We start from the raw sequence: 15,677 nt of genomic DNA on the forward strand, positions 1-15,677 counted from the left end.
GTTTTATTTGTAAGCGATCGCAATTATGCAGTTATTTTGTCAAAAAGTTCATTCACCTTTAGGTAAGAGTAGCGATCTAACTTTCTAAATAATTGGTTCAAGTAAACAGAATATAAATGCTAGTTAGGATCAATAAGGCTGTTGTTACTTGAGCAATATGGGCTTGGGGAGAACGGGCAAGGGTTTCCCGCACTGAAATAGAAAGCGATGCGCCAATACCGTAGCTAAGGCTCAATACCAAATAAGACCAATGAGGGACAAATGCCCAAATTATCAGCAAACCCATTGCCAAAAAGAGCATGATTAACTCTATAAATGCAGGAGGGTTATACTGACTAGACCAAATCAAAGCATTTAGCCAAAAATGCCAAATTCTCATGAAAATCGAAGTTTAACGAGCGGTTATTTTATATTGACGTGTGAATTTTAGAGGAAACCTGCTTCAATTAGATAGCGCGTTGACCAATACCGTTCGCTTGCGTAGCTGCATCGCCTTCTGATGCTTCCATCCCAAACACGCGGTTAAAGGATTTCTCTACTTTATAGCCTGAATCAATCGACTCTAAAGGGTCTTTACGCAAACGATGGCGCAAGCACAAAGTCATTACGCGGCGAATGTCGTCAACTGTAACTTCTGTGCGCCCTTCAAAAGCTGTTAAGGCTTTAGCAGCGCGGTTGGTAACAATATCGCCCCGCAAACCATCTACATCTAGTTCCGAACATACTTGAGAGATTTTTACCCTCAAATCGTAGTCAATTGTTACTGATGGTAAGAGATTTTGGGCGTTAACAATCTGCTGTTGTAAAGCTGCTTGCTCTGATTGGTGATGTTCGACAAATTCTGGCGGATTTTGGTCAAATTCTGTTCTTTGTTCCACAATTTGCACTCTCAAAGCAGGCTCCTTGACAGTACGAATCTCCGCGTGCATCCCAAAGCGGTCTAGCAATTGGGGACGCAGTTCGCCTTCTTCGGGGTTGCCAGAACCAACGAGTACGAATCTTGCAGGGTGGCGAATAGAAATGCCTTCGCGTTCGACAGTATTCCAGCCGCTTGCAGCAGAATCTAGGAGGACATCTACTAAGTGATCGTCTAGCAGGTTGACTTCATCAACGTAGAGGATACCGCGATTAGCTTTAGCGAGTAGTCCTGGTTCAAAGGCTTTAACACCTTCAGAGAGAGCTTTTTCAATATCTATAGTGCCGCAAACTCGGTCTTCAGTAGCACCAAGAGGCAGATCCACCATTGTTACTTTTTTTTGGGCTACAGGAAGTTCTACTTGTTGTTCTAGCTGCTGACGCACAGCATCGCTCATCAAATCGGGGTCGTTGGGGTCGCTATTGAAAGGATCGTCAGCAACAACAGTAATTTCTGGGAGTAGGTCGGCAAGCGCCCGAATAGTAGTAGATTTACCTGTACCGCGATCGCCCATAATCATTACGCCGCCAATTTTGGGATCGATCGTGTTGAGGATTAAAGCCAGTTTCATTTCTTCTTGACCGACGATCGCCGTAAACGGAAACACGACGCGACGGGCTGTTGGGGATGGACTCACAAGCGCTTACCTAGAAATTTGTGTCAGGATACCGCTTTTCATTTTGCCACACAGACTAGGTTGTTATGTCGTGGATATGTGGGAATGCTAGGTGGGCGATCGCTCTGGCATCAGTTTTATGATTGGCTTAAATTGACTCTTGCTAAAGTTAGACCTGAGCGAGCCGGATTAATATATCTGATTTTTACTCATGCTTTGGCGGTTTAACTATATAGTTAAAACTGGTTAATTATAAGTATATTGTCTGGCTTGTAGGAGTAGCGTGCGAAGTCCAGAAGATGTCAAGTCTGACCTAATTCAACTAATTCGGGAATCACAAGCTGTATCGCCCCAGTTAGCTAATAGACTAGATGAAATGAGGCGTTGGATAGCTCAAAAAAAGTCTGGTCTTTTGATGCGTAAAAGATATGTTATGCAATTACTTGAAGAATTAATAGCAGACGCATCCGTTTGGCTTAGTCTTCAACAACTTTCTCAAGAAGATAAAAACACTGAACTTGCTGGGTTATCAACACCAGAGAGGTATTGGTATAGAGATTTATTTCCAGCTTGGTTTAATGAAAAAGATCCTAAGCTCCACATTTGGAAGAAGAATTTGATGGCAGGAAATTTTCAGGGTAATGATGCTGCTTTCATTAACAAAATCTGTTTAGGATTAGAAAACGGTGGTTGTGAAACTCTAAACCCATTTATTGCCGATCTATCGATGGCAACTGACTTAATCGCTTCTGGAACCCAAAAAAGTCCACTTTGCGTTCAAGTAACAAGTGTTAGAGATAATTTATCTACTGACAAGCAAGTTCAGTGGCAGGAAACTCTAGAACATTGGGGGATTGTGCGCGGATTGTTTATAAGTTTTAATCCTAGTCAAGTACAAGTAAATGCTAAAGTTACGTTGATTATTCAGCTTAATAGCGACCTATTGCCTGAGCAATGCTATCTTAAAGCTAGTGTTGATAATTTGTGAGGTCGTTATGACCGCTCAAACGAAAGAACTTCGTAAGCAAAAAATTGCTAAAGCTAAAGAAGCTCTCCAACGGGCAAGAGCTTTAAGAGAAAGTCGTAAAGTTTTTGGGGTAGATGGAATTAGTCAGTTCGTTGAAGATGTAGATGGCGACTGGCTAGAAAAATGGTCAGAGGACGATACACTTGGTTAGATACGCTCGGATATTTTGTGTCTGTTAGCGCCAATGGCACTGCATCGCCTTTTCTAAGGCAGCCAAAAATTAGGTAGCATTTTGCCTAGATTGCGGACTGTACGATCGCTTGATCGCCTAATTTGAATATGCGTCTAAAATGCTAATTTATCGCAGAAAATCGCCGATACATGGGTATTTGTTAATTTAGCAGTATGCGATCGCCCATAATCATGACACCGCCAATTTTGGGGTCAATCGTGTTGAGGATTAAAGCCAGTTTCATTTCTTCTTGACCGACGATCGCCGTAAACGGAAACACTACGCGACGGGCTGTTGGGGATGGACTCACAAGCGCTTACCTAAGAAATATGTGTCAGGATACCGCTTTTCATTTTGCCACACAGACCATGTTGTTATGTCGGCAGGAAGCACCAAATCTTAGTTAATAAGCGCGGGGTAGGAAGCTGAAAGTGCAAAAAAGTTGGTATTTGCGATCGCAACAACTATTTTTAATTCGTCTAATCGCGGATGAGTGGTTATGTATCCACAAATTCTACTTGTCTATACTTCTTAATATAACTTCAACATTGGTTTGTCAGTGGAAAAGAGAGAAATTTATAAAGTTCTACTAAAATAACCGCATATTTACTATTTTATGTTTCTCCGTATAACTACCCTTGGAATAATAGCTAAGGGGGGGGGTAGATTAGTGTCATGTCTGCAATTGAAGTTAGCAGTCAAAATTTTTGAGTAGTAGCAAAAATTATCGCTTTCTTATATTTAATCTGCTATCTATTTGGACTGCTATTTCGCCTGGAAATACTTGATATTTATATATTCTTTTGCACGTATCTTTGCTGTGCAAACTTGTAATTTTTGCTAAATATTCATTTTGTTTTTAGGCAAATTGCGATCGCTTTAATACGTACTTTATGGAGTAATATTCATGTCAATTAAATATTGGCTACCTTTGGTAACGCTACTGATGTTGTTACCTAAGCCAGTGCTTGCTGCTCATTCTGGTTCAGCACCAACTGACCCATCGAAACCTGATGACGAAAATTTTATAATTGATACTGATTCTGGGCTAGATACTGGTTGCACTTTTCGTGAAGAAGGTCCTTTAGTATTCAAAGTCAAAATCGACCGATATGTAGGAGAGACTAACAGCGATGGCACTCTTAAAGAACCACAAAAGCTGATTACTCTTAGATTGGTTTCTAAGTCAGCCCAATTAAAGATGCCAGCTTATGACATTGATTTGAGTGACGGAGAAGTAGATGAAGTTTATTTTAACGGTCACAAGTTAGACACCCCATTGCAAGGTTCAAATGGTACTTGGAATGAAAATTCATTTACAGTACCGATTGAATGGGTTAAATTTCCTACTGCTAGAAGCGTAAATGGAGAAAAACCTGTTGCTGCGGAAAATGAAATTCGGGTTGATATAGATACAAGAAGTCAAGGTTGGTGTACTTCGATTGATTGGGCGGAACTTAATTTCAAGGCTATGGCTCCCCTAATTTTGGTTCATGGTATCGGGGCAAATCCACAAGATGCTTGGGAAGTAGAACCTGGTGTTACTGATTACTTGACCAGCTTAGGAGTTCCATTTGAACACAGAATTCGCATTGGTCCCAATGATAGGATACTTCCTTTGAGAAATAGACAAGGCGAGATTGTTGAAGCGGGTAATGCTCAAGCAATAGAAGGCGAAGTCCGCCGTGTAGCCCAAAGCTTTGGGGTCCAAAAAGTCCATCTGGTGGGACACAGCAAGGGCGGACTAGACAGTCGCGGCTATCTCAACGAGTTTTATCATCCAGAAGAAATTCAGGTATTATCTCTTCACACTATATCCTCACCACATCATGGCTCAGTCTTAGCGGATATTTCTACAGCAGCACGTACCCTCAACCCCCGACCAGTGGCACAGGATGGAGATGGTGAAATGCGAGATTATATAGAAAGTGACTTTTGGCTAGAACGCATTGGGGGAGCTTTTAATAGAGGTCCTCAACTTCCTGGACTTGCCAACTTGCAAACCGAATTCATGGCAGATTTTAACAGAGATAATCCTTTTCCCACTAACGTAAGATTGTACACTTATGGTGCTGATGCAGACTTGAACCGCGATGGCAATATTACTAGAGAAGAGGCTGCGCCTTTGCTTCCCCATATTCCTCCTTTTGTAGATGCAGGCGAGCAAGGTACTAGAGCTTATCACCTCTTACGTGATGTCTCTACTATTAGGGTTATTGAAATTCCACTACCTAGCCCTATAAATATTCCTTTCCCTGGAGTGGTATTCGAGAACGAGTTGCAAAGAGTTCCTACCACCTCCCCTCAGCTAAATGACCTATTGGTGACGGACACTAGTTCGCAATACCCCAGCCAGCGCCAACATTTCGGTCCCACCCTAGAAAATGAATGGTTACATAGAAACCATAGAGATGTTAAGCATCCAGGAGTAATGAATAGCATACTAGAGACAATCAGTACAGATTTTCCCGTGAACTAGCATTTTTTGATAAATATTCACTAGCAATAAATGTATAGTCTTCGTTTTAGGGATGAGTTCTTATGGGATTAGCGCTACTGGCAATATTAGTGTGGTTATTTTTGATTATCTTGCCTTTAATGTTAGGCATTTACTTAGTTTGGAGACAGGCTGGTATTTATCAAATTATCGGCTGGCTGATTTTATTAGTAGTGGCATACCGTCAAGTTCACTGGATAAGCCCTTGGTATGTAGCTAGAGGTAGCGACCTAGTACAAGAATTTAAGTTGAGTCATCCTACTTACGGCTCTGTAAGGTGGATGGAAGCTTCTGGGCGATTGCTCTTAGTCCCTGATGAGCGAGTAACTACTCTTCCCTATAGCGTGGAAAATGACCATGTTTTGGTTGTTGATTTAGAAGCACGCAAAAGTCATTGGCAACCAAAAGCTGAAATAGATTTAGAGCAAACAAAATCTGTGAAACCTAACTTTAAGGAATCACCTAATTTGGAGCCGATAGCTGACTTTAGTTTTGTTGGCTTTAACCTGCCATTTTTAACTTACCAATTCTCTTGGCCCTATGGTCAACCTCTGGGCTGGCAATGGGAAAAAACTTACTTTGGTTGGGACCGTGTATTAGTGCGCGACCCTAAATCTGGCTCAGTGGCACAAATCGATCGGCTAATTTTGAATTCATCACCTTATTATGGCGATGGCACAAGTGGATGGGTGATGGAAAGAAAGTTTTTCGTATATGCACCAGATATAACCACCGTTGCATCAGACTTATTCACAGACCGCCGCATATTTGTCCTCGGTCCCTTTGAGACTTCACCAAACATTCAACCACAATCAATAGAGCAAAAATAAATAGGAATAATTCATGCACAACTTCAAGCGTTTAGGATTACTGTTAGCTTTATCTGTACTAGCAGCAGTCCCAGTAGTGGCACAATCTACTAGCCCATCTTCAAGCTCACAACAAGAGGTGGTTAATTTTAATTTAATAGCTCAAGTCAATCGTTTTCATCTACTGACACCTACAGTTCCAACACTCACACAAACTATAGATATTGATGATACCAATGAAGTAACTCTTGGTTTTGGTAGCCCGTCCAAAACCTTAAAAATAGAACTAATTTCTCCTAGTGGTCAACGCTTTTCTAGTGGCAACATAAACAGTGCAGGAGTTAAAAGTAGCATTTTTCCGGACCCCGCAGATCCAAATACCAAAGGCGCAAATTATCTATTTGTGCTGACTCGACCTCAAGCTGGAAAGTGGACGTATGTAATTACAGAAACAGTACCTCTAATCAAAAATCGCGGCGTACTGATGGATATGTTTTCTAGCAGCCCTGTTCGTGCTGGAATGATGAGTACAAACTTCAACAATCGAGCGAACAGTGATGTGTTTCTGTCTCTAACTGTTGCAGATGGTCAAAATATCCTCAAAAATCCATCTATCAAAGCCACAGTAGCAAAAGTTGGCGACTCTAGCTTTCCAGAAGCCACTGTGAACTTTCACGATGACGGCGCTAACGGCGATGCAACCGCAGGCGACGGTCTATTTACAGCCTCATTCAAATCTGCGGTTCCAGGCGAGTTTCAAGCTTTTGCAGATATCACTGGAACAACATCAAGGGGTTCTTCTTTTGGGCGCAACGCTTATACTACCTTTAAAGTCAATCCAGATATAGCGCATTTTGTCGGTTCCTTTACTAATCGCGGTATCGATCCTGAAGGAGATGGGTTGTTTAATGAGATAGGTATTTCTCCAAATATTCAAGTGTTAGAAGCTGGTAAGTATGATGTGCAAGTGACGCTTACAGCTAGTAATGGCGAATCAATCACCGCTCACAAACTATTCGATCTAACTACTGGCGGTGCTAATCCAGAAGTGACATTTAAATCAGAGGAAATAAAGGAATTTCTCAAAGTTAATGGGGCTTATATAGTTAGCAAGGCAATTATACGTAGCTACAACGATTTATCTGTGGCTCTAGATCGCGCATACAATTTAGGCAACACCCAACCCTACCAAATTAGTCAGTTGCAGCGCGAAGCCATTGAAGCCTCTGGCACTGGTAGCGCAGTTGGTGTAGATACTAATGGCAACGGTAAATTTGATTATCTTGATGTGAACATTGCTACAAATCTCCTCAGAGACGGCTACTATAACTGGAGCGCCAGTCTAGTAGACCAAAATAACAATCAAATTGCTCTAGCTTCTGGCAGCGATTCCTTAAGTGCAGGCAATGCTAGTGTCAAGCTACGATTTAACGGCGTAGCAATTGGCAGTAGTAAAGCTAATAGTCCTTACTATGTCAAAAATCTAATTGTTTATGGTGGGGGTCAATCGTTAAGACTCAGCGATGCATTAACAATTAATAACTTCACCGCCTCGCAATTTGAAGGCTTTGTTTCACCAGATAACGAACCACCAAAACTAAGCGTCAGCGTTACACCAAATATACTATATCCACCCAATCATCAAATGGTAGAAATTAAGGTTAATACTACTGTTAGCGATAATATCGACCCTAATCCCGCAGTCAGCTTAGTATCAATTACTAGCAATGAAGGGCAAAATGTCAAAGGCGATGGCAATACCGCAACTGATATTAAAGTCACCCCAGATGGACGAGTATTCCTACGCGCAGAACGCTCTGGGACTGGTACAGGTCGAGTTTACACTTTGACATATAAAGCTAGCGATGCTGCTGGTAATATTTCTCAAGCAACGGCTGAAGTCAAAGTACCACACAATAAAGCTAAATAAATCTACTCATAGTTAACCCAATTTGGGAAAAGGATTAAATTTAATTCCTTTTCCTTATAGCTTTGTTTAAGACAAGCTGATTTAGTGCGATCGCATTTTCTAAGGCAACCAGAAGTTAGGTAGCATTTTACCCAAGTTGCGGACTGTTTGGTTGAGACTTCGCCCAATCTGAATATGCGTCTCATCAGCTTCTACAGGAATAATCGCCGCTTTACTCCCACGCCCAAACTGAGAAATTACTAAGTTTGCAGCTTCCAAGCCTGTCACATAAGCCTTTTCTTGCGACCAAGAGCCGTGACGAGTAATAATCCAATCACCGCTCATATATACATTGCCGATACTTGTCTTAGCTGGCAACATATACTGATAGCTACCAGGCGCAAAGTGAGTAACTGCCCTTGGAAGGCGAATTATATTGCTATCAATGACTTTAGCTGTGGCAAATTCTGGAATGCAGGTTGCTAAATCGCGTTGCACTATTGGCACAATTTCCTCATCGCTTAGAGGTATTAACTGATTGGCGTGATAAAAATCAACTTCTACAACACTTCCAGGTTCGTTGCGGTATTCATCGTGTAGCGCGTTGAGGTCAAAAAATGTCCAGCCTGTAGTTGCATTAAAGCCGAAACAGGCATTAGAAGGACGAGGAATATTGATTTTGCGATCGCACCATAATCTAGTTGCAACTACATCAACTGCGTTTAAATTCATTAAATCTCGAAATTGCTGATGTTTTTGCAAATTAGGGCTATTGCTAACAATTTTTTGCATTCCACTAACACCTACAGCAAAGATAACTGCATCCGCTTCAAAAGTTCTGTCTCCACAAACAACGCCTGTCACTTTACCCGTATCGCTAACAATAACATCGCTAACTCTTTGATTGGCGAGTAACTTTCCTCCAGCTTGTTCGATGCGTTGTACCCAAGGGCGAAAGATAGTTTCCCCAACTGTACCGCGACACCAAACTACATCAAAGTTGGGTTGATGAGCCAGTATGAAGTAATAAAGCATTCCCAAAGCCGCCGCCGCCGAACATTGCTCTCCAGGTGCAAATAAACCTACTAGCAGCATCGGCTCAAAAGAATCTCGGTATAGACGCGCCGAAACGCCAAAATCTTTGAATAATTCACGGGCTGTTACTGAGTCATAGCGCCGCCAAGCTTCATCAGAATTATCGAAATCTAACAGAGCATAAAGCAAAGGTAGAGCCGAAAGACGGTCAATTAGTGGCAAGCGCTTAAACTGAGTGTAGAGAAAAGTGCCTAACGGTGTCGGAAGTTGAGGTAAATCTTGAAATATTGGTGACTCGACTTCTAAGCCTGCTGGTGAATATTGAGAAGAACGAGTAAAAGGCGTAAAAGGATGAATCCCTAACTTATCTACTAAAGAAAAGATATTACTGTAAGGATACCAAAAACCATGAATACCAGCTTCTACAGAGCGATCGCTTTTTGACTTCCAGCCAGCTACCAAGCCGCCAGGATAAGCCCCAGCTTCTAATAGCGTTACATCATAGCCTTGCTGTGCTAAGTGGTATGTCGCCCCCAAACCAGCCCAACCAGCACCAACTACAACTACTTTAGGCGATCGCATTTCCGTTGACATACATTACCCCTTGATGCTCTAAGGCATCCACTCTAAGACAATTCCTACCCTACTATCTTTACTTTGCCTGGAGTTTTGCTTTTGGATATCTGTAGATAAGCGCAGATTTTGAGTCACTGCATAACCAAAAGAAAGCGTTGTCAATCCGACTTCCTCAGCCGTACCAGGAGCAACCCAACTTTGAGTCAAAGAAATATCCGCCGCACCACCGCGAGAGAGGACTAATTTCAACCTAGCACCGAGATTAACCCCATCTGTTGAATATTCATCAGTCTGCAAATGTCGATAGCCTACCAGTGGCGCAACATTTACATAACTACCCAAAGGGCGCAAGTAGTAATACAAGTCTCCACCATAGTTAATAAAATCTTCTCCAAAAGCTCTCTGATACTCTCCGCTAGCTGTCAGTCTACTTCGCCCAATAAATACATCCTCTATACCAATATTCACGCCTCCAGCTTGCTCTTGAGAGGGAAAGTAAGAGTAACCTAGCCGCAAACGAGTGCGAAAACTAGGCTCGTTTTCAATTTCTTCTAAAATATTTGGTATTTGACGCTGCCAACGTTGCAAAACTGGACTATCTTCAATAATCTGCGGATCTAAATCCAGCATTTCGGCTGCATTGTTAGTATTTTCTGGTCGCGGTACGCTCCATGCAGGTAAAGATAAGCAAATATTTGTAGAAATTGCAGCTAATAACCAATAGTTCATTCGACTTTTTGCATGAATCGATTGGCGAACGCAGATGGACGAGGCAGTACGCCCAAAGCGGCTTTGCCGACTTGTAGCACCTGCCGTGCGGATGGACGCAGATGTAAGATGGAAAGTTAGGCTGTGTCTTTGCGGTTCAAATTTACAAGAAAAAGTGGCTCTGCAAAGTGCAGAACCACCCACTGCGGAGCCAAACTGCTGAAATTTAGCGTACTTTGCCTTGAAGTGAAGCAGCGTCAATCGGCTTCATCAAATACAACCGCAAAAACTGCCAACCATTAGATACATACAAAGGCAGTTTTTGGAATATTTGCACGAATTTAGGCGTATTTGCAGATGCGATCGCCGTTAACTTAGCATTGTTCTCGGTACAAGTTTCCAAGCGTTGATAAAATTCTGGCTTCTCTACATCCAAAATTACTGGAAATACTTTGCCCGCAGATTGATTGGTTTTTTCAATTACTTGCTTATCGTACTCCCGCGCATCCAAGCCAATTGAGGCATAGAATCCCGAACGTTGAATGTCGTTGAGATACATTGTGCCAAATACTGACAATAAGAAGAACCGACACCACAACCGCGCTCTCCAGTCATTGAGCATTTTCGGCTGGGATCTCATCATCGCATCAAAAAAGTCTCCGTGACGGTTTTCATCCTGACACCAATTGTCGAAGAAGCGGAAAATTGGGTAAATTCTATCTTCAGGATGTGCTGCTAAATGGCGATAAATCAAGATGTAGCGCCAATAACCAATCTTCTCTGACAAATATGTAGCGTAAAAGATAAATTTGGGCTTAAAGAATGTATATTTGCGGCTCTTGGTCAAAAAGCCCAAATCTAAAGTCAAGTTAAAGTCTGATAATGCCTTGTTCAAAAAGCCAGCATGACGAGCTTCATCGCGCGACATGAGGTTAAAGCACTCAGCAAGCAAAGGGTTTTTATCTTTTAGGCGACGGCTGAGTTCTTTGTAGAGTAAAAAGCCGGAAAATTCCGCCGTACAGGAGCGCTCCAAAAATTCTACAAACATTTTGCGAGTTTCGCCGTCAATATGCTCCCAAGACTGCTCGAATTCCGCATCTCTAGTAAAGTGATGGCGGTTGTAATCGGTGCGGAACTCTGCTAAAAGCGCTTTTAACTCGGCTTCGTTGACCGAAAGATCCATCCGCGCCATCTCATCAAAGTCAGTCGTGTAAAACCGAGGAGTGAGTAAGTTTTCCTTGGCTGGGACTTTTACCCCAGGACGCATTTCTTCAAAGCTTGGTTTTGTTAGAGAATCTACCATGTCTTTTCTAATCTCGCTTGACCAAAGATATCGTACTAATTCTTTAATTACGCTGTTTATGCAATTTAGTTTACCAATGCCCCGCGCGATCGCTCTTACTAATTACGTTAAGAGTTGCAACACGAAAGCAAATTTTGTAATTAATCTTCAACTAATTTATGTGGCACGAGCGGAACGATCGCATCAATAGCTGTTGTCACTTGTAAAGTAGTAACGCCAAAATATATTTATAATAGGCAGCCTCCTACACACAATAATGATTAACCAAATTGAGCCACAACAGCTAGAGACTGAAATTGAGCCGCAACAAAAGCCTGAAACGAAAGTATCAAGTTCCTATATTCTCTGGCTGGGGTGCTTATTACAGTTACACGGACTACACCGTATCTACAATGGCAAAATTGCCAGCGGGCTGTTATGGCTTTGTACTTTTGGTTTATTTGGTGTTGGGCAGTTGATGGATTTAGTGTTGATTCCCAACATGGTTGACGAATACAACACCAAAATTAGAGCTAAGTTGGGGATGTCTGATGTGGGCGTACCGACACAAGATCCTGTAATTGCTGCTAGCGTCTTTAATCCTAAAACCACCCGACAACAATTGATTGTAAAACTGCTCAAAGCAGCATCTAATCGCGGTGGCAAACTTTCTGTGACTCAAGCTGTGATGGATACAGGCGCAAGTTTTGCTGAAGTAGAAGCAACTTTAAGAGAAATGCTCAAAAGCGAATATGTAGCAATTGAAAACCACCCCGATAGTGGAGTGGTTATCTATCATTTTGTCGAATTGTAGGGTTAAGGCATCGCTTTTTAATTGCGACTCAACCATTTCTGCCCGTCTAAGCGCTGCACTACGCCAAATACCAGCAAATCTAAGGTAACTTTGCGCTCGTCAATCAAGAAGGATTCTAGGGTACTTGGTTTAGAACCTTCGTTGCAGGAAAAAGCTCTTTGTCCTTGAATGTTTTCTTGTGGAAAGTAGACATTAAATTGACGCAACCCGTTTTGCCAATTGCCTTCTATCTGCCAGCATTCCTCTTGACTGTATCCGGCGATCGCTACTTTTTGTTTTTCAAACTTTAAATTTATGTCTTTTGCGCCTTTGGTTGTGAGTGCTTTTTGCAAAGCTGGTAAGTAGTCTTGTTGTACAAATTCAGCAAAGGGTTTATCTTCAACTGCTGGTCCTTTTTCTTTTTTGGCTGCTTTAGCTGCTGGTTTATCGTCTGCGGCTTTAGCTGCTGCTGCACTTTTTTTCGGTGGTTTGTCTTGAGAAGCAGTTTCGTCTGGCGTTGATACTTCTGTAGATGATTTTTCCCCAGTCGCGTTAGGATTTACTTCGGGATTTACGGCTGTAGGATCGGGTGCATTTGCTGTCGGGATATCAGTGGATGCCGCTTCAGATGTACTTTTGAGATGTTCTTCAACAATGCTAGGTGCTTGTTCCTCGACGGTACTCGGTGGCGCATCTTCTCCCGCAGTCTTCCCTCTAGGTGCTTGTGCTGCTGTTTGTTCGTTAGGAGTTGTTTCTTCTGCCATTATCAGGTTTGTTCCTTTATCTAGCTTGAGGGGAAGCGATCGCTTTTTAAGGCTGTTACAGTTATTTTGCCACAGCAAGCTAAGTCTAAAAGATTCTTTGCTCTATGGGTTTGATTAGTTGTTGCGCTCAACTATTAGTGGCTTTGGGGTAGGCGATGCGCTTGTGGTGGAATTGCAACCACACTTGGACAAATATTTCGGCTATGCGCGACATTTCTTTGCGGGTTAGTCCTGAATCTACCATTTGATTGTCTTGCCAGCGCGATCGCAATATCTTATTTACCATTGCTAAAGCTTCTTCGTATGTCGCATCTTTTAGGCTTCTTAGCGCTGCTTCACAAGCATCTGCGAGCATGACAATTCCAGTTTCTCGCGACTGGGGAATTGGTCCTTCGTAACGAAAATCAGCTTCTTTCACTGCAATTTCGTTTTGGTTATCTGCGGCTAATTGCTGGGCTTGATAATAAAAATAGGCAATTGCGATCGTGCCTTGGTGTTCGGGAATAAATGCCTGAATCGCTTTTGGTAGGCGGTGTTTGCGTGCCATTACCAATCCCTCGCTGACGTGCTTTTTAATAATTTCTGCACTTTGCCAAGGATCGTTAATTTCGTCGTGCTTGTTTGGACCGCCCATTTGATTTTCAATAAATCCTAGCGGATCGTGTAATTTGCCAATATCGTGATAAAAAGTACCTGCTCTAACTAGCTCTACGTTACAGCCTAATTCTTTAGCTGCCGCTTCAGCTAACGTAGATACAAATAATGTGTGCTGAAATGTACCAGGGGCGTTAGTAGCAAGGCGTTTTAATAATGGGCGATTGGGGTTGGCAAGTTCCGCTAGCCGAATAGGAGTCACCAAATCGAAAACGTGTTCTAAATAAGGGCTTAAACCTAGGGCGACTATGCTCCAAGCAAGTCCCGAAAGCCCGAATAAGCCTGCTTGCTGGGCAAGAACGTACCAATCATGCTTATATTGACTGAAAACTGAGCCTACCAGCAAAAAAGCGATCGCTTCAACTAAGGCTACAACACCACCTAATAAGGCTAGTTCTTCGCGCGATCTCATCCTTCCAGCTAGCAAGCTTGCTAGTAACCCCCCTGCTGTCCCTGCGAGCAAAGGTGTTGCCGATATTGCTAAACTGCCAGTAAGGAGAATTGCTACTAGCCCAACAACAATACTTCCTAACGGGCAACTATAAAAGCTACCTAATAATAAACCGATGGCTGGCAAGCTAGTATAAGTTACTCCCAACATGGCAATTGTGACAGTGCTGAGGGCAAGCAGCAATACTAATGTGCGATCGCGTTGTCTGACGTTGCAGCCAAATTGCCTCTCTATGAAAGCAAAAATCCCTACTATTCCTGTAACAAAAGCTCCGATTTGTAGTAAGCCTTGCCAATTAATTTCTCGGCGACTGAGATCGAAATGATCGAGTAAAACGAAATCTCGATGGGTGATTTCTTCTCCCGCCTTGACAATAGTCTCGCCTTTATATACTTCTAATATTACTGCTTCTACAGCTAGCGCCGCTTTTTCTGCTTGTTGCTTAGTTTGTTCTACATCAGCTATCAAGTTTGGTTGCAATATTCTACTAAGTAACTGGTTTGCCCAAGTTTCGGCAGTTGTTGGGATAGAAAAGCCACTATCTGGCAAGTTTGGTGCTTTTAGTTGCAAGCTTACTGCTGCTTGTAAATTATGCGGTTGTAGCCCTGGGGAGATACCTTGAGTTAGAATGCGATCGCAAGTAGTCCGCAGCAATATTTGCGTTTTCGCCCACTCTTCATCTGATAAATCTAACAGGTCGTCTTTGTAGAATGAATTTGGTCGATTAACTTGCTCTTGAGTAATTTTTGACTTAGCCCCCGCGTATTGCTGGCGGGCTTGAGTAACTTTAGCAATTAATTCTGATAATTTTTCTGGTGACGTTTTCCAACTATAAGACTGAAGTTCTAAACTTGCTGCTGCTAGCTTGCTATTAACTAAAGCTTCTGCAGATGGGGCAGTTTTCTTTGTACTATTGACAGTTGCTAGGATTAACTGCCAATTTGTTTCCGAACTACTGCGGAGGTAATGCTGAACCGATTTTGACAGCATAGAAGTTTCCACAAACGGAAAAGCGCCTGCACTAAAGCGAATTTCATTGCCCCAATCGAGTGCTTGTTGCAATTGTGCTTGTACTTGCCTATTTATCGATTCATCAATTGCCAATACAGGTGTGGAGACGCTCCGCGCAGCTTTGCGCTCTGCTCTTGTCGTTTCTACATCCTCTACGCGAGCGCTATAAGGTGCTGTAATTGTCTGCAGTGCAATTGTGCCTACTGCTAGCCGAGGTTGATTGTAAAAGCGATGTCCTAAGACAACAGTCAGGGCAATTACTGCAAAGATGAAAATAGCTTGCGAATGATATCTTTGCTGCCAGCACGAGACTTTTACCCATGCTCGATGCAAAAATGCTAGTAATGGTACGTTAAACTTTTTTTGTTCGCTCTCCATGTTAGAGCGGAGCAATTGCTGTCGCCTTTTATCTTTCTGCGGCATTAGAAACTGAAACAAGCGCAGCTTTTTCATTACT

The 15,677-nt window shown here is 42.4% G+C and carries 15 protein-coding genes and 1 pseudogene; 8 read left to right on the forward strand and 8 right to left on the reverse strand.

What is annotated here, in order from left to right:
• Positions 1 to 97: 97 nt before the first annotated feature.
• Together UH38_RS03275 and bchI are read right to left on the reverse strand one after the other, a co-directional pair.
• A complete protein-coding gene (locus tag UH38_RS03275; protein WP_045053190.1) occupies positions 98 to 379 on the reverse strand; it encodes a hypothetical protein in 282 nt (93 codons plus the stop codon).
• Positions 380 to 446: 67 nt separating this feature from the next.
• The gene (bchI, locus tag UH38_RS03280; protein WP_045053191.1) at positions 447 to 1,553 is read right to left on the reverse strand and encodes a magnesium chelatase ATPase subunit I; all 1,107 of its coding nucleotides are present in this window, start codon (positions 1,551 to 1,553) and stop codon (positions 447 to 449) included.
• 262 nt (positions 1,554 to 1,815) lie between these two features.
• Here bchI and UH38_RS03285 point away from each other — a divergent pair, with 262 nt between their 5' ends.
• Together UH38_RS03285 and UH38_RS03290 are read left to right on the forward strand one after the other, a co-directional pair.
• Positions 1,816 to 2,520: a hypothetical protein gene (locus tag UH38_RS03285; RefSeq protein WP_045053192.1), complete on the forward strand. Its 705-nt coding sequence runs from the start codon at positions 1,816 to 1,818 to the stop codon at positions 2,518 to 2,520.
• Between the two features lie 7 nt (positions 2,521 to 2,527).
• A complete protein-coding gene (locus UH38_RS03290) occupies positions 2,528 to 2,710 on the forward strand; it encodes a hypothetical protein (protein WP_045053193.1) in 183 nt (60 codons plus the stop codon).
• A gap of 196 nt (positions 2,711 to 2,906) precedes the next feature.
• Here UH38_RS03290 and UH38_RS26160 read toward each other — a convergent pair.
• Positions 2,907 to 3,041, reverse strand: a pseudogene (locus UH38_RS26160) (magnesium chelatase ATPase subunit I); the annotation flags it as partial.
• A 597-nt stretch (positions 3,042 to 3,638) separates the two neighbouring features.
• Here UH38_RS26160 and UH38_RS03295 point away from each other — a divergent pair.
• The 3 genes from UH38_RS03295 (at position 3,639) to UH38_RS03305 (ending at position 7,967) form a co-directional block, all read left to right on the forward strand.
• A complete protein-coding gene (locus tag UH38_RS03295; RefSeq protein ID WP_045053194.1) occupies positions 3,639 to 5,210 on the forward strand; it encodes an esterase/lipase family protein in 1,572 nt (523 codons plus the stop codon).
• A gap of 62 nt (positions 5,211 to 5,272) precedes the next feature.
• Entirely contained in the window at positions 5,273 to 6,058 is a 786-nt protein-coding gene (locus UH38_RS03300) for a hypothetical protein (RefSeq protein WP_045053195.1), read from the forward strand.
• A 13-nt stretch (positions 6,059 to 6,071) separates the two neighbouring features.
• Positions 6,072 to 7,967, forward strand: a complete 1,896-nt coding sequence (locus UH38_RS03305; protein ID WP_045053196.1) for a choice-of-anchor X domain-containing protein — start codon at positions 6,072 to 6,074, stop codon at positions 7,965 to 7,967.
• Between the two features lie 99 nt (positions 7,968 to 8,066).
• Here the strand turns inward: UH38_RS03305 and UH38_RS03310 are convergent, their stop codons facing one another.
• Positions 8,067 to 9,575 carry a hydroxysqualene dehydroxylase gene (locus UH38_RS03310; protein ID WP_045053197.1) on the reverse strand — a complete coding sequence of 503 codons (1,509 nt, stop codon included), beginning with the start codon at positions 9,573 to 9,575 and terminating at the stop codon, positions 8,067 to 8,069.
• Positions 9,576 to 9,593: 18 nt separating this feature from the next.
• Positions 9,594 to 10,286 carry a hypothetical protein gene (locus UH38_RS03315; RefSeq protein ID WP_200892265.1) on the reverse strand — a complete coding sequence of 231 codons (693 nt, stop codon included), beginning with the start codon at positions 10,284 to 10,286 and terminating at the stop codon, positions 9,594 to 9,596.
• Between the two features lie 34 nt (positions 10,287 to 10,320).
• On the opposite strand from UH38_RS03315, the gene UH38_RS26635 reads away from it, so the two are divergent.
• Positions 10,321 to 10,488, forward strand: a complete 168-nt coding sequence (locus UH38_RS26635; protein WP_160295926.1) for a hypothetical protein — start codon at positions 10,321 to 10,323, stop codon at positions 10,486 to 10,488.
• 3 nt (positions 10,489 to 10,491) lie between these two features.
• Here UH38_RS26635 and acsF read toward each other — a convergent pair whose 3' ends face one another.
• Positions 10,492 to 11,568: a magnesium-protoporphyrin IX monomethyl ester (oxidative) cyclase gene (gene acsF / locus UH38_RS03320; RefSeq protein WP_045053198.1), complete on the reverse strand. Its 1,077-nt coding sequence runs from the start codon at positions 11,566 to 11,568 to the stop codon at positions 10,492 to 10,494.
• Between acsF and UH38_RS03325 the strand changes: the two genes are divergently transcribed.
• Both UH38_RS03325 and UH38_RS03330 read left to right on the forward strand, forming a co-directional pair.
• Positions 11,567 to 11,758 (forward strand): hypothetical protein, encoded by a 192-nt coding sequence (locus tag UH38_RS03325; RefSeq protein WP_045053199.1) that lies wholly within the window; start codon positions 11,567 to 11,569, stop codon positions 11,756 to 11,758. The two genes, acsF and UH38_RS03325, sit on opposite strands and share 2 nt — an antisense overlap.
• Positions 11,759 to 11,824: 66 nt before the next feature.
• The gene (locus UH38_RS03330) at positions 11,825 to 12,361 is read left to right on the forward strand and encodes an NINE protein (protein WP_045053200.1); all 537 of its coding nucleotides are present in this window, start codon (positions 11,825 to 11,827) and stop codon (positions 12,359 to 12,361) included.
• Positions 12,362 to 12,378: 17 nt separating this feature from the next.
• Here UH38_RS03330 and UH38_RS03335 read toward each other — a convergent pair whose 3' ends face one another.
• Positions 12,379 to 13,104: a DUF2996 domain-containing protein gene (locus UH38_RS03335; protein WP_045053201.1), complete on the reverse strand. Its 726-nt coding sequence runs from the start codon at positions 13,102 to 13,104 to the stop codon at positions 12,379 to 12,381.
• A gap of 127 nt (positions 13,105 to 13,231) precedes the next feature.
• Positions 13,232 to 15,673, reverse strand: coding sequence for an HD family phosphohydrolase (locus UH38_RS03340; RefSeq protein WP_052672237.1), 2,442 nt, complete (start codon positions 15,671 to 15,673; stop codon positions 13,232 to 13,234).
• Between the last annotated feature and the right edge of the window lie 4 nt (positions 15,674 to 15,677).

This window comes from Aliterella atlantica CENA595 (genome assembly GCF_000952155.1).
Taxonomy (GTDB): domain Bacteria; phylum Cyanobacteriota; class Cyanobacteriia; order Cyanobacteriales; family Chroococcidiopsidaceae; genus Aliterella; species Aliterella atlantica.

Bases quoted from the DNA above. Each gene is read 5' to 3' on its own strand.
- UH38_RS03275 (WP_045053190.1), bottom strand. From the start codon at position 379: ATGAGAATTTGGCATTTTTGGCTAAATGCTTTGATTTGGTCTAGTCAG.
- UH38_RS03290 (WP_045053193.1), top strand. From the start codon at position 2,528: ATGACCGCTCAAACGAAAGAACTTCGTAAGCAAAAAATTGCTAAAGCT.
- UH38_RS03295 (WP_045053194.1), top strand. From the start codon at position 3,639: ATGTCAATTAAATATTGGCTACCTTTGGTAACGCTACTGATGTTGTTA.
- UH38_RS03300 (WP_045053195.1), top strand. From the start codon at position 5,273: ATGGGATTAGCGCTACTGGCAATATTAGTGTGGTTATTTTTGATTATC.
- UH38_RS03305 (WP_045053196.1), top strand. From the start codon at position 6,072: ATGCACAACTTCAAGCGTTTAGGATTACTGTTAGCTTTATCTGTACTA.
- UH38_RS03310 (WP_045053197.1), bottom strand. From the start codon at position 9,575: ATGTCAACGGAAATGCGATCGCCTAAAGTAGTTGTAGTTGGTGCTGGT.
- UH38_RS03315 (WP_200892265.1), bottom strand. From the start codon at position 10,286: ATGAACTATTGGTTATTAGCTGCAATTTCTACAAATATTTGCTTATCT.
- UH38_RS26635 (WP_160295926.1), top strand. From the start codon at position 10,321: ATGGACGAGGCAGTACGCCCAAAGCGGCTTTGCCGACTTGTAGCACCT.
- UH38_RS03325 (WP_045053199.1), top strand. From the start codon at position 11,567: ATGTCTTTTCTAATCTCGCTTGACCAAAGATATCGTACTAATTCTTTA.
- acsF (WP_045053198.1), bottom strand. From the start codon at position 11,568: ATGGTAGATTCTCTAACAAAACCAAGCTTTGAAGAAATGCGTCCTGGG.
- UH38_RS03330 (WP_045053200.1), top strand. From the start codon at position 11,825: ATGATTAACCAAATTGAGCCACAACAGCTAGAGACTGAAATTGAGCCG.
- UH38_RS03335 (WP_045053201.1), bottom strand. From the start codon at position 13,104: ATGGCAGAAGAAACAACTCCTAACGAACAAACAGCAGCACAAGCACCT.
- UH38_RS03340 (WP_052672237.1), bottom strand. From the start codon at position 15,673: ATGAAAAAGCTGCGCTTGTTTCAGTTTCTAATGCCGCAGAAAGATAAA.